This is a genomic window from Streptomyces sp. CC224B, assembly GCF_030010595.1.
GTDB lineage: Bacteria > Actinomycetota > Actinomycetes > Streptomycetales > Streptomycetaceae > Streptomyces > Streptomyces longispororuber.
The window spans coordinates 65,541-85,614 of the sequence record NZ_JASCXL010000031.1 but is presented as its reverse complement, the minus strand read 5'-3'; the positions used below and the strand labels follow the sequence as shown (position 1 = coordinate 85,614).

The window sequence follows — 20,074 nt, the reverse complement described above, 5'->3', positions numbered from 1 at the left end:
ACCGGCGCCTTTCCGTAGAGCACCGAGCCACCGTGGCCGGAGCACAGAATCTCGCCCGGCTCGTCCGCGCCCTCTACCAGCGCCTGGACCACCTACACCCCCCTGCACACCGCCCGCCGCCCAAGCCCGCGGCGGCAGCTTCGAGGAGCCGTTGTGCGCAAAGTGCACCAACCCCGCCCCCGGCTTCTGGGGACACTGCCCGGTCTGCGAGGCCACTTGGCGGCTCAGCCCCCGAGCCTGCCAGCGATGTGGCCTCGCCCAGAGGATCCGTGGTCTACTCGGCAGCCACAGCGGCACCATCGGCCCTGAACCTGTGCTCTTGCACGAGGCACTGACGAGTGCTGAGCGGTGTCGCGTGCCGGGGCTGACCGAGCCCGATCACGGTCCTGGCCCCCGTGGAGCCGCTGCCGGCGCTCCAGGAGATCCCCGGCAGACCGGACCGGAAGCGGGCCCAAGCCCTCGCTGAGCGTGCGGCCACCCTGCTGCCCGCGGCCTGAGTGCCAAGGGCAGCGCAGCTCTGGCAGGAGGTCCACGAACGTCCCGCCGGAGGAGAGATATGCCCCCTCAACGATCCACCGGCTGCCAGGCGGTCGGTAGGACGAGGCCGGGTGGCAGAGGAGTTCCTGCTGCCGGAACCAGGCCAGGCGGCGCTACACCTTCTGCGCCAGACAGATTGACCGTGCCGCCGGAGAACCTCGCCCCCTCGAAGTCGATGCGACGCACGGCCGCGAAGTCGTCGCCGAGCCGGGAGACGGCGGTGGTGAAGCGTTCGGTGTGCAGGCGGGTAAGGACGAGGCCGACCGGCCACAGGCGCAGGCCGCTTTGCTTGTTCCTCGGTCTGTGGATCTGGGACCTGGACCGTAGGCGAGTGAGTACACGGATCGTCCACAAAGGCCTGGGTGACATGACGCTCAGCCCCTACGGGCGATACGTCGCGGCGGCTGACGGGCGCACGATCCTGCTGTGGCGCCTCACGCCGAACGTGACGAGCGGGGTTGAAAATGTCCAGGAGAACCCACAGCCTCATCAGCCGCGCGATGCCGTCGTCGCGTCGAGGTTCGCTGTGAGCGGCAGCGTCGATGAGCTTGTGGCGGCGAAGGTCACGCGCCCGGACGGTCCACGGGCACCCGCGTGCTCGTCGTCCGCCCGCGGTGGCGGGCTCGCCGGCCGGGAGTCGTGATGGCGGGCTCGCCGACCGGGAGCCGTGGTTGCGGGCTCGTCCGCCGGAGTCCTACGGCCCCGTGTGGTAGTGGGCAGCCCACCGGCTGGGCAGGGTGGGTGCCTCCTCGCGGAGGCGGCGGACGGCGTGGTGCAGGGCCGTGGCGGGGGCGGCGAAGGGGAGTGCCGTGTGCCGGGGCAGGTGCTCGTAGAAGGTGTGCGCGATGCGGGCGGCGGCCTTGTCCTGCACGTTCCAGAGCGTGGCGACCACGTGCTGGAAGCCCGCCAGGTGGAAGGCGGACCCCAGGTGGAGGGCCTCCCCGGAGAGGGCGACGGGCGCGGAGGCCGTCGAACAGGCGGAGAGGTAGGCCAGTTCGGCGTGGGCCAGGCGTAGCCGGTCGACGTCCGTGACCGTGACCGGCTGGTCGTGCAGAATCAGCCGGCTGGCCGAGGCGTACCCCTCCTCCATGTGGGCATGGCAGGCGAAGTGCGCCCAGTCGCAGGCCGCGAGGGCGTCGAGGACCGCGCGGCGCGTCGCCCGCTCGTTCACGAGCGGGGGCAGCGCGGGTCCGCCGAGCGAGGCGGCCTCGTGCAGGGTCGCGGACAGCGGCAGGTGCCCGGGGGTGTCCGAGAGGCCGACCGCGAGGATCCGGGCCGGTCGGCGGGGCCCGGCCCCGGCCCGGCGCCGGGCGCCGATCAGGGTCCGCACGGTGGGGGTGTAGGAGGACACGGCGCGGTCCAGCACGGCCGGGCCCCCGGGTTCGTGGTGTCCGGCGGCGTGCAGCGGCAGCGTGGTCAGCCGGCCCGTGGGGGACCACCACACGCGCGGCCAGGGCCCGTCCCTCGTCACGGGGCGGGTGAGGTCCAGGGCCGTCAGGACCGGTTCGGCGACCACGTCCCACAGCCAGGCCAGGGTCTCGCGCAGCACGTCCTGGGCGCGCAGCCCGGCCAACAGCCCCGCCGACGTGCTCTCCGCGGCGGACAGCGCCGCGGGGAACCGTTCGCAGCGCTCCACCAGGTCGGCGTGGCGCAGCCCCGCCAGGGGCACGACCGTGAGGTCCGCACCGGTCAGGACCAGCGCGTCGCAGCGGGCCTCGCTGACGTTGACGGTGATCACCGGACCGTCCGAGGCAGCCGTACGCGCCTCCTCGGCCGTCGGCGGGAGCAAGAAGCGCTCGAAGCCGGGGCACCGGCGGACCGACTCCATTACGCGGTTCAAGTCGGCGGCCAGTGCGTGCCGACGGTCCATGGTGAGTTGGCGGCTCGACAGTTGTTGTTGCAGGCACGCCAGTTCGGCTGCCAGGTCCGGCTCGGCGGTGGTGAGCGCGGCGAAGTCGGCGTCCCCGGCCCGCAGGACGGAGCGCAGGAGGACACCCCGGCCGGCCTCCAGCAGCTCCAGCGCCTCCTCCGCTCCGCCCTCCCCGGTCTGGAGGGCGGCCGCGGCGGCGTCGGAGGCCACGACGAAGGTGTTCGACAGCCTGCGCTCCTGGTCGTAGCGGCGCAAGGCGGGCGAGGCCGTGTGCGGAAGGGCCTCGATGGCCACCCGGTAGCCCTTGAGGGCCTCGGCCCAGTCCCCTTGTACCGCAGCCCGGTTGCCCCACAACTGCGCGGCACTTAAACGCAGTTCGGGTCCGGCGTCGGGGGCGGTGGCGGCCGCGCGGGCGGCCCGGACGGCCTCGGCGCGGTCGCGCGGGTCCCGCCGGGCCTCGTACCGCTTCGAGAGGGCGTTGCCCAGCTCCTGTCGGCCGCGTGCCTCCGGCCAGTCCCTCAGGTGCGCGGGCTCGTCGAGGGCGCGCCGGTAGGCGTCGACCACCTCGTCCAGCGTGCGGGGGTCCTGCACCCACTCGTAGCGCGCTCGCAGCCCGCTGCCCAGGTTGCCCCACAGCAGTCCGCGACCCTGCCCGCCCGCCGAGAGGGCCAGGGCCTCCCGCCACAGGGCGACGGCTTCGTCGATCCGGGCGAGGGCGGTGTCCCGGGTGAGGTGGGTCCCGGTGGCCCGGTGCCCTTCGACCAGGGCACCGGCGAGGTCGCCGAGCGTCGCGACCCGGTCGGTGTCCGCCTCGTCCAGGAGGGCGAGGGCCTGGCGGAAGACGTCGACGGCCTCGTCGAGGAACGGCCGTGTGCCCGTCTCCCGGGAGTAGACCATGAGGGCCCGGCCGAGGGTCTGCAGGGAAGCTGCCCTGTCCCGGCCGGTCGTGTGGTCCAGGGCCTCCCTGGCCACCCGGACGGCCTCGTGGAGGGAGTCGGCGTCGCCCGTGCCGCTTCCCCTGAGCCGCAGCAGGGTGGCCAGCAGGTGCAGGCGGGGCGCCTTCGTCGCCGGGGAGCCGCCGGGGCCGACCGACGCCCGGGCGGCGGCCACCGCCTCGGCCAGGTCCTCACCGAGGCCGGTGACGAGGTACTGGTGGTGCAGCGCCTCCGCCAGGGCCGCGTACGCGTCCGGGTCCGGCCGCGCCGAGCCGCTCTCCGTGGCCGACCGCAGGTGTGCGGTGGCGGACGCCAGGTCCTGCCGGTCGCCGCGCAGGTGGTACCGCCGCAGCAGGGCCGTACCGAGCAGCGGTTCGACGGTGGAGGCCTCAAGGAGTGCCCGTGCCCGCCGGAAGTGCGCGACGGCCTCGTCGAGGACGTCGGCCTCCGCGGCGCCGCTGCGCAGCGCCTTCTGGTACAGGGCGATGCCGAGCGTGCACGAACTCACCCCCGTGAGGCCCGGGACCGTGAGGGGGACCGCGAGCAGCCGCTCCACCTCCCGTGACGTGCGCTCGACGGCGTCCAGGTCGTCGTCCGCCTCGATGGCGTGCGTCGCCGCGAGGGCGGCGTGCAGTCGCGCTTCGGCTCCCTCCGGGGCGGACACCGCCCCGCGGACGAACAGGTGCTCCATCCGCTCCGGGACCGCGAGGGGGTCGGCCCGGTACACCGGTTCGAGGTACGCGTATGCGAGGGCCCGTTCGGCGCCGGCCTCGACGTACCTGCGGTGCCGCGTGTGCGCCTCGTAGCGGTACCAGTGCAGCCAGCCGAGGACTTGCCGGACCTCCAGGTCCTGGCGGTCCGGCCGGACCGCGCCGCGCAGCCGTGCGATGAGCCGGTCGACGTCGGCGGCCAGCGCGGCCCCGGTGTCCTCCCCGTCCTGGAGCCGCTCGACGAGAGCCAGCGCCCGGGCGATCCCGCGGTTGCGCAGCATGTCCTACGAGCCGTGCCGGGCCTCGGCGAACTCGCGCCCGAGCCGCGTCCAGACCTCGTTGAACCGTGGCGAGCCGGTGACGGTCAGGCCGAAGTGCTGGGGGCCCTTCTCCTCGTACGCCGCGACGACGCGCTCCGCCAGCGCATCTCTGCACCAGATGAAGTCCCGGTACAGCCACTTCGCCGCGGCCGCGTCCGGCCCGCCCAGATCGGTCTCCATCTTCCGGCGCCCCTGGGCGAACCCGTTGATCCCGTGCATGAGCTGCTCCGCGTCGGTGATGCGCCGGAACGCCAGGAAGTGGGGCGCGGGGATCCACGCCAGCAGCCCGTCCGCCGGCATGTGTGTGATGTCGTGCACCCGGACGAGCTGGGCGGCCGTGTACGGGTCGCCCTGCAACAGGTGGAGTTCGCCGTCCCGCTGTACGGGCGGCTGGTGCACACGCAGGTTGTGCTGGGCCACCGCCCAGAGCTCCGCGGGCTCCATGCCCCACCACGTCAGGTGCTCGGGCAGCACCGGCATCGCCCCGCGCACCTCCGCGACGGCGAGCAGTTCCCCGTGGAGGAGCGGCTTCGACACGGGTGCGGGCCCGGCCGGCAGCCGGTCGGGCCGCACGAGTCGCACCCGCAGCAACGGGCGTACGCGATCGGCGTCGGCCACCCAGTCGGGAACGGCCGGGCCGGACGGAGGACCGGCCTGTGCCGCCGCGGCGGACGTGACCTCGTGACCGGGCTCGCCCTCCCGGCCGGGCCCGGTCTCGTGACCGGATGTGAACTCCCGGCCGGACGTGGCCTTTTTACGGCGGAACAGGGCCATGCGACTACCTTGTGTGAGCGGTTGAGTGGATACGGTTACTGTAGCCGCACCCAAGTGCCCAGGACGGCACGTCCGTTCATGTTCGAATGCGGGGGAGCCTTGCACCCTGACCACCACGTCCTCACCCGGCTCTGCGCGGAACTGCCCGCCCTGCGCCGTGCCCTGCGGGACGCCCCGGAGCGGCTCGCCCTGCTCGACCGGGTGGCGGAGGCCGCCCTGTCCGGCGAGGCACTGACCCCCCTGATGGGAGAACTCGGCATCGCCGTGGCCGACACGGACGACGACCCCGGCGTACGCGGTACGCCCGGCTGGTCGAGGCCGTGGGCGTCCGGCACCGAGCGCTCCGTCGACGGACGCTACGTGTGCCCCGAGGGCCGGTGCGTGCGCGCGCAGGTGCGGGGGCCGGGCGAGGAACTGCCCATGTGTCATCTGCGGGGACAGGCCCTGACGTTCGTACCCGGAGCCTGAGGAGACCTGAGGAAGGAGGGCCGGCCCGGTGACCGGATTCCTCGCGGCCTTCGGCGGCCGGCTGGCGGAGCGGTGGGTGGCCCTGCTCGCGGTTCCGGGGCTGCTGTACACGGCGACGGTCGCCGCCGCGCTCACCTGCGGCTGGTGGCGGGTCGACCTCGTCGGCGCCGTGGGCCGGCACCTCGACGCCCGGCTGGCGGACGCCGCGGTCGCCCCCGCCCTGCGCACCGCGGCCTCGGTGGCGGCCCTGCTGGCAGGGGTCCTGCTGCTCGCGGCGGGGGCGGGGCTGCTCGCGCGGGCCGTCGCGGTCCCGGTCGAACTCGCCTGCTGCGGCGCGTGGCCCCGCTGGGCCGCTCCGCTCGCCCGCCGGCTGACGGAGCGCCGGGGCCGCCGCTGGGACCGGGCCGACGCGCGCGTGCGCGAGGAGAGCGCCCCGGGGCCGCTCCACGGCGAACTGGTCGCGGCCCGCAACGCGATCGCCCTCATGGCGCCCGCCCACCCCACCTGGACGGGGGACCGGCTGGCCGCGGCGGAGGCCCGCGTGTGGCACGAGTACGGCCTTGACCTCGCCTCCTGCTGGCCCCGGCTCTGGCTGGTCGTGCCGGACACCGTGCAGGAGGCGCTCAGAACCGCGCGGGACAGCTTCTCCTCGTCCCTGCTGACCGCCTCCTGGGCCCTGCTGTACCTGCTGCCCGGCCTGCTCTGGTGGCCCGCGGCCCTCGCCGCCGCCGTGCTCGCCCTCACGGCCCGGCACCGCACCCGCGCCTCCGCGGGCGCCCTCGCCGACCTTGTCGAAGCCGTGGTGGACGTGCACGCACCCGACCTGGCAGCCGCCCTGAAGGTCGACACCCCTCATCACCGGGTGACCCCCGACATCGGCCGCGTCATCACCGAACGGCTCCGCAAGGGCGTCTGAGCGGGAGGCGGGCCGCGTACGTGGGGGTCTCCGCCCGGTGGTGTGCGGTCAGGGGCCAGGGACGGCCTGGGCGCGGGGGTTGCGCTCGAAGACCGACCAGAACGAGGACGCGCAGTAGGTGCAGCCGGGCCCGAAGTAGAGGCCGCGAGCCTGCTCGTCGCGCATCAGGTGGAAGCGGAACCACGCGGTGACGGGGCCGTGCAGGCCGGGGATGCCGTAGTGGTCGGCGCCGCGCTGTTCGGCGTAGACGGCGGGCACCTGCATGGCCTGGCTGTAGGTCCTGCGGACCGTCGAGGGCGGCACGACGGTGTCGTTCTGCCCGGCGTAGAACACCGCCGGGCCCCGCACCCGGCTGCCGCTGCTGAACGCGAGGGGGTAGATCGGCGCGATGGTGTCCACCCGGGGGTCGGCCCCGGCGTCGACGGCCGCTCCGCCGCCGAAGGAATGGCCGGTGGCACCCACGTTGCCCAGGTCCACCTTGCCCTGGTAGGGGCTGCCCGCCCGGCCGTTCTCCGCGGTCAGGTAGTCCAGGCCGCGCAGCATGGGGCCGCCGGTGCCCGCGTTGCCCTCCGCCGCGGCGACGACGAAGCCGTGCGACGCCAGGTGGTTCAGCAGCGGGGCGTACCGGTCGAGGCCGGAGCGGGCCCCGTTGTTCCACAGGACGACCGGGTGCGTGGTGCAGCCCAGCGTGCCCAGGTCGGTCGGCCGGAAGACGGTCGTGCCCCGGCCGTTGGACGCGGAGCTGACGGCGAACGGGCCGGGGGCGGCCCACTGGCCGTTGACGGAGGGGCAGGCGGAGGCCGACGCGCGGGCCGGGGTCGTGCCCGTGACGCCGCTCGCCGCAAGCAGGGCCACGGCCGCGAGCACGGTGCCGACGGCGCGGCGCGGGCGAGGGCGTTTCAGTGAGCGGGGCAGGGAAACCATGACTCTCCTCTGTTCGCAGGGGTGTTGCCTGTGGGGGACTACGACAGACACGCGCGTGGTCGGAGGGCCGACCGGTCCGGCCGTGTCAGCAGGCAGCCGACACATGGCCGAGACGTACGGGTGCGGCCGTGCTGGTGAGGACGTCTTCGACGGTGGTGCCCGGGGTGGTCTCCACCAGGGCCAGGCCGTCGGGCGTCACGTCGAGGACGCCGAGGTCGGTGATGACGCGGTGGACGCACCGCTCGCCGGTGAGGGGCAGCGCGCACTCCTCCACGATCTTGGGGCTGCCGTCCTTGGCGGTGTGGTCCATGAGGACGACGACGCGGCGGGCGCCGTGGACGAGGTCCATCGCGCCTCCCATGCCCTTGACCACCTTGCCGGGGATCATCCAGTTGGCGAGGTCGCCCCGTGCGGAGACCTGCATGGCACCGAGGACCGCGGTGTCGATGTGGCCGCCGCGGATCATGCCGAAGGACAGGGCCGAGTCGAAGAAGGCCGCCCCGGGCAGCACGGTGACGGTCTCCTTGCCCGCGTTGATCAGGTCGGGGTCGACCTGGTCCTCGTACGGGTAGGGGCCGGTGCCCAGGATGCCGTTCTCGGAGTGCAGGACGACGTGCACACCGGGCGGGAGGTGGCCGGGGATGCGGGTGGGCAGGCCGATCCCGAGGTTGACGTAGGAGCCGTCGGTGAGTTCGGCGGCGGCCCGGGCGGCCATCTGCTCGCGGGTCCAGGTCATCGGGCACGCACCGTCCTCTTCTCGACCGGCTTGTCGGCCGCTTGCGCCGGGGTGAGCTCGACGACGCGTTGGACGAAGACACCCGGTACGTGGATGTGGTCGGGGTCCAGTGCGCCGGGTTCGACCAGTTGCTCGACCTCGGCGACGGTGATCCGGCCGGCCATGGCCGCGAGCGGGTTGAAGTTGGCGGCGGCCCGGCGGAAGACGAGGTTGCCGTGGCGGTCGCCGCGCCAGGCCCGCACCAGCGCGTAGTCGGTGGTGATGGCGTACTCCAGGACGTGCGCGCGTCCGGCGAAGACCCGAGTCTCCTTGGGCGGCGAGGCGAGGGCGACCGTTCCGCCCCCGGCCTCCGGCCGGGAGGTGCCCACGGGGGCGTGGCGCCAGGGCAGTCCGCCGGCGGCGACCTGGGTGCCGACCCCGGCCGGGGTGTAGAAGGCGGGGATGCCCGTGCCGCCGGCCCGCAGCCGTTCGGCGAGCGTGCCCTGGGGCACCAGTTCCACCTCCAGTTCCCCGCTCAGGTACTGGCGGGCGAACTCTTTGTTCTCACCGACGTAGGAGCCGGTGACGCGGGCTATGCGTCCCGAGCCCAGCAGGATCCCCAGGCCGCGCCCGTCCACGCCGCAGTTGTTGGACACCACCTGGAGGTCGGTGGCGCCCTGCTCGTGGAGCGCCCGGATGAGGGTCTCGGGTACGCCGCTGAGGCCGAACCCGCCGACGGCCAGCGTCGCTCCGGCGGGGATGTCGGCCACTGCGCGCGAGGCCGACGGCATCGTCTTGTCCATGGAAGTGGGAAGGCCCTTCGTGTCGGCGTGCGGAGGGGGCGGACCGGCGGTGCCGGGCGCTGTCGGGTGCGGCGCCCGGCGCCGCCGGCGCACCCCTCCTTGACCGGGCGGGATGTCAGTCGTTCTCGTGCGCGATGATGAAGGAGCGCATCTTCGCCAGCGCCGTGGCGTTGGAGACGATCGTGAAGTGGCTGGGTGCCATCGGTCCGCTCATGAGGTGGTTCTCGTCGGCTCCGGCGAGCTTCGCGGTGTCGACGGGGGTGGCGTTGTAGTCGGCGGACGACCTGATCGTGAGGTAGTCGATCCTGTCGTTGAAGGGGACCTCCGAGGGGTTGTTCAGCGCCTTGAGGAACGGGGTGTTCGGGGAGGCGAACTGCTGGCAGGACACGTACCACTGGCAGCCGTTGTTGGCGGTGCCGTGCTGGGGCCCGGCGATGCCGATGTACTGCGAGACCTTGTCCGCGCCGTCGAGGTTCTTGATGTAGTACCGGGCGGCCAGGGTGGAGGCGGACCACGTGGCGAGGACGACCTTGTCGGCCCCGGTCTGGGCGCGGACCTGGTCGACCTTGGCCGAGAGCTGCTGTGCCGCCTTGGCCAGGTCCTGCGTCATGGAGCTGCTGTCGGTCCAGGTGAACAGCCGGTTCGCGGGCCAGCCGTTGCTCTGCAGGTTGGACTTCATCGGGTTCATGCTGGCCGGTGAGCCGGTCATGCCGGGGATCATGATCACGGGGTCGTGTCCGGCAGCGGCGGCAGCGTCAGCGGCGGCAGACTGGGGCGCCGCGCCGGACGCCTGGGCGGCCGGACCCAGCAGACCCGTGGTCAGCAGGGCGGCGAGGGAGGCGCGCAGCAGCCGCCGCGCACGGGCGGGCCGCCGGTCGCCGGTGCGGGGCGACGCCGCCCCGCCGGACCTGGTGGACGCGTACAGCATGGAGATGCTCCTGACCGTCGTACCGTCACCGGGCGCTGACGTGCGGCTCGCGCCCGGGGACGCCGACAGGGGTGGGGGGTGATGTGACACGGAGCACGCTAGAACCGCAGATCGCGGGGGGCAGATGGGCACGGCGCACGTCTTTCGCCTCCGCCGGTGTGCGCTTCAGCCATGACGTCCCGGCCCCGGCGGCCGGGACGCGTCGCGGGCGCCGGGGGCGGGCCCGCACGCTCACGCGCCTATCGACGGCACGCGCTGGGTGTGCCGTGGGTCCGGTCCCGTGGGCGCCGTGTGGCCATCGCGCACACGCCCGGCGCGCCGCGTATGTGCGCTGCTCCCCTCGCAGCGCCCGGCGCAGGCGTCATACCGTCGTGGCGGCGCGGCGGGGCCGCCGACGCCGTGCGGTCGTCGTGGCCGCCGCCTGCCGTACGAGCAGCCGCCCGGGCCGTCGACGCGTGCGCCGCCTGCTGCCGCTCCGGATCGTTTCGGACGGCCGGTCAAGGCCGTTCAAGGCCGTTCCAGTTGGTCGCCCGGGCTCGTACGGGTCGGCCGCTCCGGCTCGTTCCGGCTGCGTGCCGCCCCGTGCGCCGACGGCGCCCAGGTGCCGCGAGCGCGCACGTCACCGCACATCCGCCCAGACTCGGAGGACACGCAATGACCCGGTTCGGAATCATCGGCGGCGGGCTCATGGGGCACGGAATCGCCGTTGCCCTCGCGCAGGCGGGGCACCGTGTCGTCGTGTACGACGAGGACCCCGCCGCCCTCGCCTCACTCGACGAGCGGACCGTGCGGGCCCTCGAACGCTGCGACATGCCGCCGGGTGACGTCGGGGTGGCCACCGCACGCGTCACCGCGGCGAAGAGCCTGTCGGACCTGGCGTCGTGCGTGGATGCCGTGGTGGAGGCCGTCCCCGAGCGACTCGACGTCAAGCACCGGGTCCTGGAGGCGCTGGAAGCGAGGATCCCGGCCGTGATGCCGGTGTGGTCCACCACCTCGGTGCTGCCGCTCACCGACGTGGCCAAGGGCATGCGGCATCCGCGACGGCTGGTGGGGGTGCACTGGTGGAACCCGGCCTACCTCATCCCGCTGGTCGAGGTCGCCCCGGGCGCGGAGACGGACCAGCAGTTCGTGCAGGAAGCGTGCGACGTGCTGAACGGGATGGGCAAGACGACGGTGCGCCTGCACCGTGACGTCCCGGGGTTCATCGGCAACCGGCTCCAGTTCGCGCTCGTACGGGAAGCACTGCACCTGCTGGAGCAGGAGGTCTGCGATCCGGTGACGATCGACACGGTCGTGCGGGCCAGCCTGGGCCTGCGCTGGTCAGCCGTGGGGCCCATGGAGAACGCGGACTTCATCGGACTGGACCTGACCAGGAACATCCTCGACAGCCTGGCGCCCCACCTGTCGGCCGAGGTCGCCTTCCCCACGCTCGACGAGCCGCTCGGCGCCGGGCAGCGGGGCCGTGCCTCGGGGGGCGGGCTGCTGACCTGGCCGCCCGGGCGGGGCGAGGAGGTGGCACAGCGCCTGGAGAACGGCATCCGCCGCAACCTCGGCGCGCCGTGAGCGCGCGGGCCGTTCGCGGGTCGGCCGCGGGGACGGCGCGGGCGGCTCCGCGGAGGGCGGTGCGCGGCAGCCCCCTGCCATCGCGTGGCAGCCCCCTGCCATCGCGTGGCAAACCCCTCCCGTGCAGGACCGCTGCCGTGCCTCCCCGGCGGCGCGGCGCCATACTTGCCGGGCCGCGCAGGCACAGCTCGACGGAGGGCCGATGGCACGGACGTACGGTAAGTCTTTCCTCGAACTCCTGCTCAACGACGCCGACTTGGAGTCCTTCGACGAAGTGGTCGCGGCGGCGCGCGCCGCGGGGGAGCCGGCCGAGTGCCTCGACGCGCTGAAGGAGGAGCGGGCGATCGCGCTGCGCCTGCGGGAGAGACTCCTGCGGCACCGCCGCACCGAGGCGGAACTCCACCTGCTCAACGACACCGCGAACGACCTGGCCTCCCTGCGGGCCCTCGACCCCATCCTCCAGGCGATCGCCGACCGGGCGCGGCGGCTGCTGGACTGCGACCTGGCCTACATCAGCCTCAGCGACCGCGGCCGCGGCGACAGCTACATCAAGGCGGCCGCGGGCAACATCTCCGGCCTGCTGCGCGAGCTGCGGTTGCCGGTCGGCACCGGCGTCGGCGGGATCGTGGCGCGGACGGGCGAGCCGTATGCCGTGGCCTCGTACCTCACCGACGACTCCTTCGACCACACCGGTGAGATCGACGGGACCGTCGCCGCGGAGCGGATCGAGTCCCTGCTGGGGGTGCCGGTCAAACTCGACCAGGAGGTGATCGGGGTGCTGCTGGCCGCCCACCGCAGTCAGCGCGCGTTCAGCAGCCGCGACATCACCGTCCTGATGATGCTCGGCTCACACGCCGCTGTGGCCATCGAGAACAGCCGCCTGCTCAGTGCCGCCCAGGAGGCCGTGGCGGAGCTGCGGGTCGCCAACGACACCATCAGCTCCCACATGGCGGACCTGGAACGCACCGCCGAGTTCCACGAACGCCTCACGCGCCTGGTCATCCAGGGCAACGGCGTCGACGAAGTCGTCCGGGCCACCGCGGCCGCGGTCGCCGGCACGGTGGTCGTCCTCGACGAGGAGGGCACCGTGGTGGCCCGGTCCTGCGGTCAGGACGCGGTGCCGGCCGACGACCTCGAGCGGCTCAGCGCGGACGCCTGGCAGGCGGGGCGCACCGTGGTCCGCGCGACGCGGTGCGCCGTTCCCCTCATCACGGAGTCCGAGCCCCTGGGGACGATCGTCCTGAGCGCCGCCGCGCAGGTCGACGCCGCCGACCGGCGCATCCTGGAGAGGGCCGCACTGGTGGCCTCCCTCGTGCTCGTCACCCGCAGACGCATGGCGGAGGCCGAGGCGCGCGTGCGCGGGGAGCTGCTGGCGGACCTGCTGACCGCCCGCGGCGAGGACCACGACCTCCTGCGGCACCGGGCCGCCCTGCTCGGCGTCGACCTCGCCACCTGCCGCACCGTGGTGGTGGCCCGGGTCGGCGACGAACCGCGCGAGCGGATCCACGCCGCCGCCGCGGCCATCGCCCGGCGCGCCCACGGCCTGGCGGCCTTCCAGCGCGACACCGTCATCCTGCTGCTGCCGGGAGACGACCCCGAGGCCCCGGCGCGCCGGGCCGTGGACGAGCTCGCGCGGACCTGCGGGCACCCCGTCACCGCGGGGACGGCGCGGGCCGCGGACCTCGGCCGCGTCGCCGCCGCCTTCCGCGAGGCGGACAACTGCCTGCGCGCCCTGATCGCCCTCGGCAGGACCGGCGAGGTCGCCGACACACGCGGACTCGGATTCGTCGGGGCCCTCTTCGGCGGCGAGCCGGTCGCCGCCTCCTTCGTCGAGTCCGCCATCGGCCCCGTCCTCGCGTACGACCGCACCCACCACTCCGACCTGGTGCGCACCCTCGACACCTACTGCCGCACCGGCCGGCACGCCCGCAACACCGCACGCGAACTGCACCTGCACGTCAACACCGTCACCCAGCGCCTGGGCCGGATCAGCCAGCTCCTCGGCGCCTCCTGGCGCGACCCGGAACGCCTCCTGGAGATACAGGTCGCCATGCGGCTGCTGAAAGTCAGCAAGCCGTAGCGGGTACGCCCGCGGGCCGGCACACCTCGCGGGCGGCGTCTGTGTGCGCCCGGCCCATGCCGCCCCCGACGGCACGCTCCGTAGCCTTGACGCCCCGCGACACGAGGCCGAGCGACGGAGACGCCATGCAGAAGACCATCGCCGCGACAGGACTCGTCTGCGCCCTGGTGAGCGGCGCGCTCCCGCCCCCGGCACCCGCCCCCCGCGTCTCCCCGGCCCACGCCGCCCGGACGCCCCCGGCGCACCCCGCCCAGGTGTCCCCGGCCCACGCCGCCCGGACACCGGCCGACTGCGGCAGACTGCGCGGTCTGCGCCTGCCCGCCTCGGTGATCGGGCTGCCCACCACGGGAGGCGAGGTGACCGCCGCGCGCACCGTCGCGCCGGCCGGCGGCGGGACGTCCGCCACGGGCGCGTACTGCCGCGTCGACGCCGCCCTCCACCCCGTGGACCCGCGCGCCCCCGACATCACCCTGCGCGTCGCCCTGCCCCAGCGGTGGAACGGGAAGTCGATGATGTTCGGCGGCGGAGGCTACGACGGCACCATCCCCGACGTCACCGGCGACGTCCCCTTCGGCCCGACCGACCGGCCGCGCCCGCTCGGCCGCGGCTACGCCACCTACGCCGGCGACTCCGGCCACCAGGCGGCCCCGGACTTCACCCCCACCACCTCCCTGGACGGCTCCTTCGGCGTCAACGACGAGGCCGTACGCAACTTCGCGGGCGACGCACTGAAGAAGACTCACGACGCCGCCGGCCACATCATCCGCACGCACTACCGCGCCGCCCCCGCCCACCGCTACATCGCGGGCGGCTCCAGCGGCGGCCGCGAAGCACTCGCCGTCGCCCAGCGCTGGCCCACCGACTTCGACGGCGTCATCTCCGCCTACCCCGCCTGGAACGCCGCCGCCCTCAACCTCTTCTTCGGCTACGAGGCCCAGCTCCTCTCCCGCCCGGGCGCCTTCCTCAACCGCGCGGAACAGGACCTCCTGTACCGCGGCGTGATGAGGTCCTGCGACGGCGACGACGCCCTGCGCGACGGCGTCATCTCGCACGAGGCGGGCTGCCGCTTCGATCCCCGCACCCTGCGCTGCCCGGGCGGCGGGGACACCGCGGACACCTGCCTGTCGGACCGGCAGATCCACGCCGTCGAGGCGCTCTCCTCACCCCTGCGCTGGACGTACCGCCTCGCCAGCGGTGAGACCGGCTATCCCGGATTCCCCTTCCTCTCCGGCGCCGACATGACGACCCCCTTGCTGGGCATGGGCGCCCGCGCCCCCGGGAACCCCATGCCGAAGGACAGCGGCTACGGCGTCCAGTTCTGGGACCAGTGGGTGCGGTACTTCGTCACCCGCGACCCGGCGCACGACCCGCTGGCCGTCGACCCCCGCCGCCCCGGTGCCTGGCGCCACCGCATCAGCCGTCTCTCCGCCCTGCAGGACGTCAACGACGCCGACCTGCGCCGCTTCGCCGCGGCGGGCGGGAAACTCCTGCTGCTGCACGGCACCGCCGACGAACTCGTCAGCCACCGCTCCACCGTCGAGTACTTCCGGCGCGTCCAGCGACGCGTGGGCCCGCACGCCACCGACTCGTTCGCCCGGCTCTATCTCATCCCGGGCGCCAACCACGTCAACGTCGACGCGTCCTTCGCGGCGAGCTACGACTCACTCAGCGCCCTGGAGGACTGGACGGAGCACGGCACGGCGCCCTCACGGCCTGTCGTCACCGACGCCGGTCCCGCCGGACACGCCCGCACCCGGCCGCTGTGCGCCTTCCCCTCCTGGCCGAGGTACCGCGGCCACGGCGATCCCGCCGCCGCACGCAGCTTCACCTGCCACAGCACACCGCCACGCACCTGATCCCCGCGGCGCTCCCGAGGCGCCGGGCAGCCGCACCCGCGTACGCAGCCGCACCGCGCGGCAGCGGCCACGCACGGCCCGCCATGGCTGCGGCGAGGACATCACCGAAGGACCAGTGTGCGCCCCGCACATGACGGAGAGCGGGCCGGCGAACCCACTCTGGTGCACGACCGGACACAACCTCAGCCACCGTCTCGAAAGTGGTGCTCCGCATGCCGTCCCCGTCCTCAGCCCAACCCCAGGCCCCCCGGAACCTCGAGAAGATCGTGGCGGCCAGTGTCATCGGCACCACCATCGAGTGGTACGACTTCTTCCTCTACGGCGCGGCCGCCGCGCTCGTGTTCAACAAGCTCTTCTTCCCCGACTCCGACCCCCTGGTCGGCACGCTCCTGTCCTTCCTGACCTACGCCGTCGGCTTCGCCGCCCGCCCCCTCGGCGCCCTCGTCTTCGGCCACTTCGGCGACCGGCTGGGCCGCAAGAAGCTCCTGGTGTACAGCCTGCTGATGATGGGCGGCGCGACCTTCCTGATCGGCCTGCTCCCCACCCACGCCACCGTCGGCTCGGCCGCCCCCCTGCTGCTCACCGCGCTGCGCCTGGTCCAGGGGTTCGCCCTGGGCGGCGAGTGGGGCGGCGCGGTGCTGCTGGTGGCGGAGCACGGAGACGCCCGGCGGCGCGGCTTCTGGGCCTCGTGGCCGCAGACCGGGGCGCCCGCCGGGCAGCTGCTGGCCACGGGCGTCCTCGCCACGCTGACGGCGACCCTGTCGGACGCCGCGTTCACCTCCTGGGGGTGGCGGGTGCCGTTCCTGTTCTCCGGCGTGCTGGTGCTCGTCGGGCTGTGGATCCGGCTCTCCGTCGACGAATCGCCCGTCTTCAAGGCCGCCCTCGCCGCGGCCGAACGCCGCGAGGCCGCCCTCGCCGCGGGCGAACCGGACAGGGCCGCACGCGCCCCGCGCGAGAAGCCGCCCCTGGTCGCCGTCCTGCGCGACCACTGGCGGGACGTCCTCATCGCCATGGGCACGCGCATGGCGGAGAACATCTCCTACTACGTCGTCACCGCGTTCATCCTCGTGTACGCGACCGAGCACGCCGGCACGAGCAAACAGACCGCGCTCAACGCCGTCCTGATCGCCTCTGCCGTGCACTTCGTGACCATCCCCCTGTGGGGCGCCCTCTCCGACAGGGTCGGGCGCCGCCCCGTCTACCTCGTCGGCGCCCTCGGCACGGGCGTCTGGATCCACCCGTTCTTCACCCTGGTCGACCGCCAGTCCTTCGTGGCGCTCATCACCGCCGTCACCGTGGCGCTCCTCTTCCACGGCGCGATGTACGCCCCGCAGGCGGCGTTCTTCTCCGAGCTGTTCGCCACCCGCATGCGCTACTCCGGGGCGTCGATCGGCGCCCAGTTCTCGTCCGTGGCCGCCGGCGCCCCGGCCCCGCTCATCGCCACCGCCCTGCTCGCCGAGTACGACAGCGCCGCGCCCATCGCCCTCTACGTCATGACCGCCGTCCTGCTCACCGTCATCGCCCTCGGCTGCGCCACCGAGACCCGCCACCGGGACCTCGCGGACGCCGAACCCCACACCCCCGAACCGTCCTCGACCGGTGACCAGCCGGTTCGTACGGCGTGACGCCCCCGCGGGCAGCCTGGCCGCGACGGCGGCGCCCAGGACGCCGACGCGCCCGCCGCGGGCGGCTGCGGACGCACGGAGCGCCAGCGGTGGCCGGCCCCCACCGGACCGACCGCGAGCACCGCAGTGTCACCCCCTACCACTCAGCCTTCACCAACCTGACGTGCGGCGCCAAGGCCCGCAGGACGTCACGGGCGTCGAAGAGCGCGCCTGCCGCGGCGACGCCGGTCGTGCGGGTGCGGCCGGTGAGGACGCGGTCGAGGGCCTCCACGACGAGGGGGGCCGTGACGGCGTAGATGTCCTGGCCGTGGGCCGCCGCGCGGCGCTCGGTGCCGCCCGCGCGGACGACCGCGTCGATGAGGAAGGTCTGGTCGGACCGGCCGCTCCCGTCGGTCGCTGACGGGGGCGGTGTGTCCGGGGACGCGATGTCGCGGACCGCGTCGGCCGTCATGTAGGTGGTCACGTCCGGGACGGACAGATGGGTGGGGACGGTCACCACGTCGGCCATGGTGAACTCCCCGACCACCGTCCGGGGGCCCATCGGCTCGGGGAAGCGCCACTCCAGGGTGGGCGGGGCGTCGGTGCGGTACTCCCACTGCCCGTTCGCGAAGCGCATGCGCCGCCCGCCGCGCCGCTCGCGGGAGACCGCGCCCGACAGCCGCGTACCGGCGGTGGGGTGCCAACCGCTCAGGCCGTAGGCGATGTGTGCCTCGTCCGCCCGCGTCCAGTCACCCATGGCCGCGGTGACCAGCAGGTCGCCGAGGCCGCCGAAGAAGGCCATCGCCGGGACGACCACCGCGCCCGCCGCACGTGCCCGGTCGGCGAAGTGCGCGAAGGTGTCCATGGTGGCCTCGAGTTCGGCCGCCACGTCCAGGTACGGGATCCCGGCCCGCAGGGCCGCCTCGATCACGGGGGCGGTCGTCGAGGCGAACGGCCCCGCGCAGTTGAGCACGGCAGCGGCACCGGCCAGCGCGCGGTCGAGCGACTCGGGGGCGTCGACCGTCGCCACCCGCGCCTCGTACCCGCTGTCGTGGGCCAGCGCCTTCAGCTTGCCGGCGTCGCGGCCGGACAGCACCGGGACGAACCCGCGCGCCGCCAGCTCCGCCACCACGAACCGCCCGGTGTGTCCGTAGGCGCCGAACACCGCCACCGTCTGTCCCGATCCCATGAGCCCTGCTCCCTCGTACGCGTCCGGATGCGGACGACCCGCCGCGCCCCGGTCCCCGTGGACCGGCGCGCCGTGCCGTACGGATCCTGTCGCGCCGCGGCAGCCCCACACGAGTGTCCGCAACGACATGACCCATACACTTCCGGACATGCCCACCGTCGCGCTGGCCGTCACCGACGGCATGCTGCACCTCGAACTGTCCCTCGCCACCGAGGTGTTCGGCGCCGACCTGACCCACATCGTGGAACCCTGGTACCGCTTCCGGCTCTGCGGGCCGGACACCGTGCGGGTCGGCCGCTTCCGCCTCGCGCCCGACCACGGCCTCGACGACCTCGCCCGCGCCGACACCGTGATCGTCCCGGGCTGGGCCGACACCGGCCAGGACCCGCCCGCCGACCTCGTCGACGCGGTACGCGCGGCCCACGAGGCGGGCGCCCGCGTGGCCTCCCTGTGCACCGGCGCCTTCGTCCTGGCCGCCGCCGGCCTCCTGGACGGCAAACGGGCCACCACGCACTGGGCGCACACCCGGGAACTGGCCCGCCGCCACCCGAAGGTCACGGTGGACCCGGACGTCCTCTACGTCGACAACGGCAGCGTGCTCACCTCCGCGGGCAAGGCCGCCGCCATGGACCTCTGCCTGCACCTGGTCCGCCTCGACCACGGCGCGTCGATCGCCAACACGATCGCCCGGCGCCTGGTCGTACCGCCCCACCGGGAGGGCGGCCAGGCCCAGTTCATCGCCACCCCCGTCCCCGCCCCGGGCAACCATCCGCTCACCGACCTCATCCCCTGGGTGCTGGAGCGGCTGGACGAGCCGCTCACCGTGGAGGACCTGGCCCGCCGGGCCCGGATGAGCTCACGCCACCTGGGCCGCCACTTCAAGCGGGTGACCGGCACCACCCCGCTGCGGTGGCTGCACAGCCAGCGCATCCGCCGCGCCCAGGAACTCCTCGAGACCACCGACCGGACCGTCGACTCCATCGCCGCGGCCACCGGCATGGGCACCGCCACCACGCTGCGCCGCCACTTCGCCCGCACCGTGGGCGTCGCCCCGGACACCTACCGCCGCACCTTCCGCTCCCGGCCGCACCCCGGCACCCGGCGAGGCCGCTGACGCGGGTCCCGTACGCGCGGCGGGGCCAGGGCACCCCAGGCCTGTCGTGTCACGCCTGGTGAAACGGACGGCCGCTCGGGCGGGCTAGCCGCGGTCCGGTTCGTCGTGGATGGTCAGCGCCCCGGCGAGGTCGAGGTCGGCGACCGTGCCGTGTGCCCCCGCGCGGACGAGCAGGACCGCGCCGAGCGCGGTGCTCCAGAAGGTCCTGGCCTCCACGGCGAGCGGTCGGCGGGCCCGCCAGCCGCGGCGGTCGAGGAGCCGGCGCGCGAACCGCTCGGACTGCCGGAACAGCAGCTGCAGGTGCCGGTCGACCACGGGGGCGAGTTCGGGCCTGGACACCGCGGCGGCCAGCGCCCGCGCGACCGAGGGGAGCGAGGGCATGGCCAGTGCGGCGCGGGCGACGTTGCGCCGGAACGCCGCCGCGTCGGGGGCCTGGCGGCCGAGGCGCTCAAGGCGCCGCGCGTCGTGCAGCAGGCCGAGGAAGGCGGCGTGCACGAGCAGCGAGTCCTTGGAGCCGAAGTAGTACGTGACCTGGTTGGGGAAGACGCCCGCCGCGTGCGCGATCTCGGCGACGCTCACCTCGGCGCCGGACCGTTCCTCGCAGAGCTGTGCGGTCGCCTCGATCAGCCGGCGCCGCGTCGCGCGACCGCGGTCACGCGACCGGGACGACGACGCCCGGGGTTCGGTTCGCTTCTTCTCCATCCCGGAATTGTATGTGATACAACAAGGTCAGCTCTGCTTGTATCGCATACAAGAAAGGTCCCGGCA

The 20,074-nt window shown here is 74.1% G+C and carries 16 protein-coding genes; 8 read left to right on the top strand and 8 right to left on the bottom strand.

The features are described from left to right. The first annotated feature begins 868 nt into the window (after positions 1 to 868). On the top strand, positions 869 to 1,180 hold the full coding sequence (locus QK440_RS15230) for a hypothetical protein (protein ID WP_282793626.1): 312 nt from the start codon (positions 869 to 871) through the stop codon (positions 1,178 to 1,180). 51 nt (positions 1,181 to 1,231) lie between these two features. Here the strand turns inward: QK440_RS15230 and QK440_RS15225 are convergent, their stop codons facing one another. Together QK440_RS15225 and QK440_RS15220 are read right to left on the bottom strand one after the other, a co-directional pair. Continuing rightward, positions 1,232 to 4,333, bottom strand: coding sequence for a CHAT domain-containing protein (locus QK440_RS15225; RefSeq protein ID WP_282793625.1), 3,102 nt, complete (start codon positions 4,331 to 4,333; stop codon positions 1,232 to 1,234). Between the two features lie 3 nt (positions 4,334 to 4,336). Then, positions 4,337 to 5,146 carry a hypothetical protein gene (locus QK440_RS15220; RefSeq protein ID WP_282793624.1) on the bottom strand — a complete coding sequence of 270 codons (810 nt, stop codon included), beginning with the start codon at positions 5,144 to 5,146 and terminating at the stop codon, positions 4,337 to 4,339. Between the two features lie 99 nt (positions 5,147 to 5,245). Here QK440_RS15220 and QK440_RS15215 point away from each other — a divergent pair, with 99 nt between their 5' ends. Further along, positions 5,246 to 5,614 (top strand): hypothetical protein, encoded by a 369-nt coding sequence (locus QK440_RS15215; protein ID WP_282793623.1) that lies wholly within the window; start codon positions 5,246 to 5,248, stop codon positions 5,612 to 5,614. Between the two features lie 28 nt (positions 5,615 to 5,642). Continuing rightward, positions 5,643 to 6,530, top strand: a complete 888-nt coding sequence (locus QK440_RS15210) for a hypothetical protein (protein WP_282793622.1) — start codon at positions 5,643 to 5,645, stop codon at positions 6,528 to 6,530. A gap of 48 nt (positions 6,531 to 6,578) precedes the next feature. Here QK440_RS15210 and QK440_RS15205 read toward each other — a convergent pair whose 3' ends face one another. From QK440_RS15205 to QK440_RS15190, 4 genes are all read right to left on the bottom strand, one after another. Further along, entirely contained in the window at positions 6,579 to 7,454 is an 876-nt protein-coding gene (locus QK440_RS15205) for an acetylxylan esterase (RefSeq protein WP_282793621.1), read from the bottom strand. Positions 7,455 to 7,539: 85 nt separating this feature from the next. After that, entirely contained in the window at positions 7,540 to 8,190 is a 651-nt protein-coding gene (locus QK440_RS15200) for a CoA transferase subunit B (protein WP_282793620.1), read from the bottom strand. Beyond that, entirely contained in the window at positions 8,187 to 8,972 is a 786-nt protein-coding gene (locus tag QK440_RS15195) for a CoA transferase subunit A (protein ID WP_282793619.1), read from the bottom strand. The genes QK440_RS15200 and QK440_RS15195 overlap by 4 nt, the downstream gene beginning before the upstream one ends. A gap of 115 nt (positions 8,973 to 9,087) precedes the next feature. Beyond that, positions 9,088 to 9,900: a hypothetical protein gene (locus QK440_RS15190; RefSeq protein ID WP_282793618.1), complete on the bottom strand. Its 813-nt coding sequence runs from the start codon at positions 9,898 to 9,900 to the stop codon at positions 9,088 to 9,090. 654 nt (positions 9,901 to 10,554) lie between these two features. On the opposite strand from QK440_RS15190, the gene QK440_RS15185 reads away from it, so the two are divergent. The 4 genes from QK440_RS15185 to QK440_RS15170 all read left to right on the top strand — a co-directional run bounded on the left by QK440_RS15185 (position 10,555) and on the right by QK440_RS15170 (position 17,024). After that, positions 10,555 to 11,463: a 3-hydroxyacyl-CoA dehydrogenase family protein gene (locus QK440_RS15185; RefSeq protein ID WP_282793617.1), complete on the top strand. Its 909-nt coding sequence runs from the start codon at positions 10,555 to 10,557 to the stop codon at positions 11,461 to 11,463. Between the two features lie 202 nt (positions 11,464 to 11,665). Next, positions 11,666 to 13,543 carry a GAF domain-containing protein gene (locus tag QK440_RS15180; RefSeq protein ID WP_282793616.1) on the top strand — a complete coding sequence of 626 codons (1,878 nt, stop codon included), beginning with the start codon at positions 11,666 to 11,668 and terminating at the stop codon, positions 13,541 to 13,543. 125 nt (positions 13,544 to 13,668) lie between these two features. After that, the gene (locus QK440_RS15175; protein ID WP_282793615.1) at positions 13,669 to 15,399 is read left to right on the top strand and encodes a tannase/feruloyl esterase family alpha/beta hydrolase; all 1,731 of its coding nucleotides are present in this window, start codon (positions 13,669 to 13,671) and stop codon (positions 15,397 to 15,399) included. A gap of 212 nt (positions 15,400 to 15,611) precedes the next feature. Further along, a complete protein-coding gene (locus tag QK440_RS15170; RefSeq protein WP_282793614.1) occupies positions 15,612 to 17,024 on the top strand; it encodes an MFS transporter in 1,413 nt (470 codons plus the stop codon). Positions 17,025 to 17,160: 136 nt separating this feature from the next. Here QK440_RS15170 and QK440_RS15165 read toward each other — a convergent pair whose 3' ends face one another. After that, the gene (locus QK440_RS15165) at positions 17,161 to 18,192 is read right to left on the bottom strand and encodes a saccharopine dehydrogenase NADP-binding domain-containing protein (protein ID WP_282793613.1); all 1,032 of its coding nucleotides are present in this window, start codon (positions 18,190 to 18,192) and stop codon (positions 17,161 to 17,163) included. A gap of 148 nt (positions 18,193 to 18,340) precedes the next feature. Here QK440_RS15165 and QK440_RS15160 point away from each other — a divergent pair, with 148 nt between their 5' ends. Then, entirely contained in the window at positions 18,341 to 19,306 is a 966-nt protein-coding gene (locus tag QK440_RS15160; RefSeq protein WP_282793612.1) for a helix-turn-helix domain-containing protein, read from the top strand. Positions 19,307 to 19,390: 84 nt separating this feature from the next. Here the strand turns inward: QK440_RS15160 and QK440_RS15155 are convergent, their stop codons facing one another. Beyond that, positions 19,391 to 20,008 (bottom strand): TetR/AcrR family transcriptional regulator C-terminal domain-containing protein, encoded by a 618-nt coding sequence (locus QK440_RS15155; RefSeq protein ID WP_282793611.1) that lies wholly within the window; start codon positions 20,006 to 20,008, stop codon positions 19,391 to 19,393. Positions 20,009 to 20,074: the final 66 nt, after the last annotated feature.

Bases quoted from the DNA above. Each gene is read 5' to 3' on its own strand.
- QK440_RS15165 (WP_282793613.1), bottom strand. From the start codon at position 18,192: ATGGGATCGGGACAGACGGTGGCGGTGTTCGGCGCCTACGGACACACC.
- QK440_RS15200 (WP_282793620.1), bottom strand. From the start codon at position 8,190: ATGACCTGGACCCGCGAGCAGATGGCCGCCCGGGCCGCCGCCGAACTC.
- QK440_RS15180 (WP_282793616.1), top strand. From the start codon at position 11,666: ATGGCACGGACGTACGGTAAGTCTTTCCTCGAACTCCTGCTCAACGAC.
- QK440_RS15220 (WP_282793624.1), bottom strand. From the start codon at position 5,146: ATGGCCCTGTTCCGCCGTAAAAAGGCCACGTCCGGCCGGGAGTTCACA.
- QK440_RS15195 (WP_282793619.1), bottom strand. From the start codon at position 8,972: ATGGACAAGACGATGCCGTCGGCCTCGCGCGCAGTGGCCGACATCCCC.
- QK440_RS15205 (WP_282793621.1), bottom strand. From the start codon at position 7,454: ATGGTTTCCCTGCCCCGCTCACTGAAACGCCCTCGCCCGCGCCGCGCC.
- QK440_RS15160 (WP_282793612.1), top strand. From the start codon at position 18,341: ATGCCCACCGTCGCGCTGGCCGTCACCGACGGCATGCTGCACCTCGAA.
- QK440_RS15155 (WP_282793611.1), bottom strand. From the start codon at position 20,008: ATGGAGAAGAAGCGAACCGAACCCCGGGCGTCGTCGTCCCGGTCGCGT.
- QK440_RS15190 (WP_282793618.1), bottom strand. From the start codon at position 9,900: ATGCTGTACGCGTCCACCAGGTCCGGCGGGGCGGCGTCGCCCCGCACC.
- QK440_RS15175 (WP_282793615.1), top strand. From the start codon at position 13,669: ATGCAGAAGACCATCGCCGCGACAGGACTCGTCTGCGCCCTGGTGAGC.
- QK440_RS15225 (WP_282793625.1), bottom strand. From the start codon at position 4,333: ATGCTGCGCAACCGCGGGATCGCCCGGGCGCTGGCTCTCGTCGAGCGG.
- QK440_RS15185 (WP_282793617.1), top strand. From the start codon at position 10,555: ATGACCCGGTTCGGAATCATCGGCGGCGGGCTCATGGGGCACGGAATC.
- QK440_RS15170 (WP_282793614.1), top strand. From the start codon at position 15,612: ATGCCGTCCCCGTCCTCAGCCCAACCCCAGGCCCCCCGGAACCTCGAG.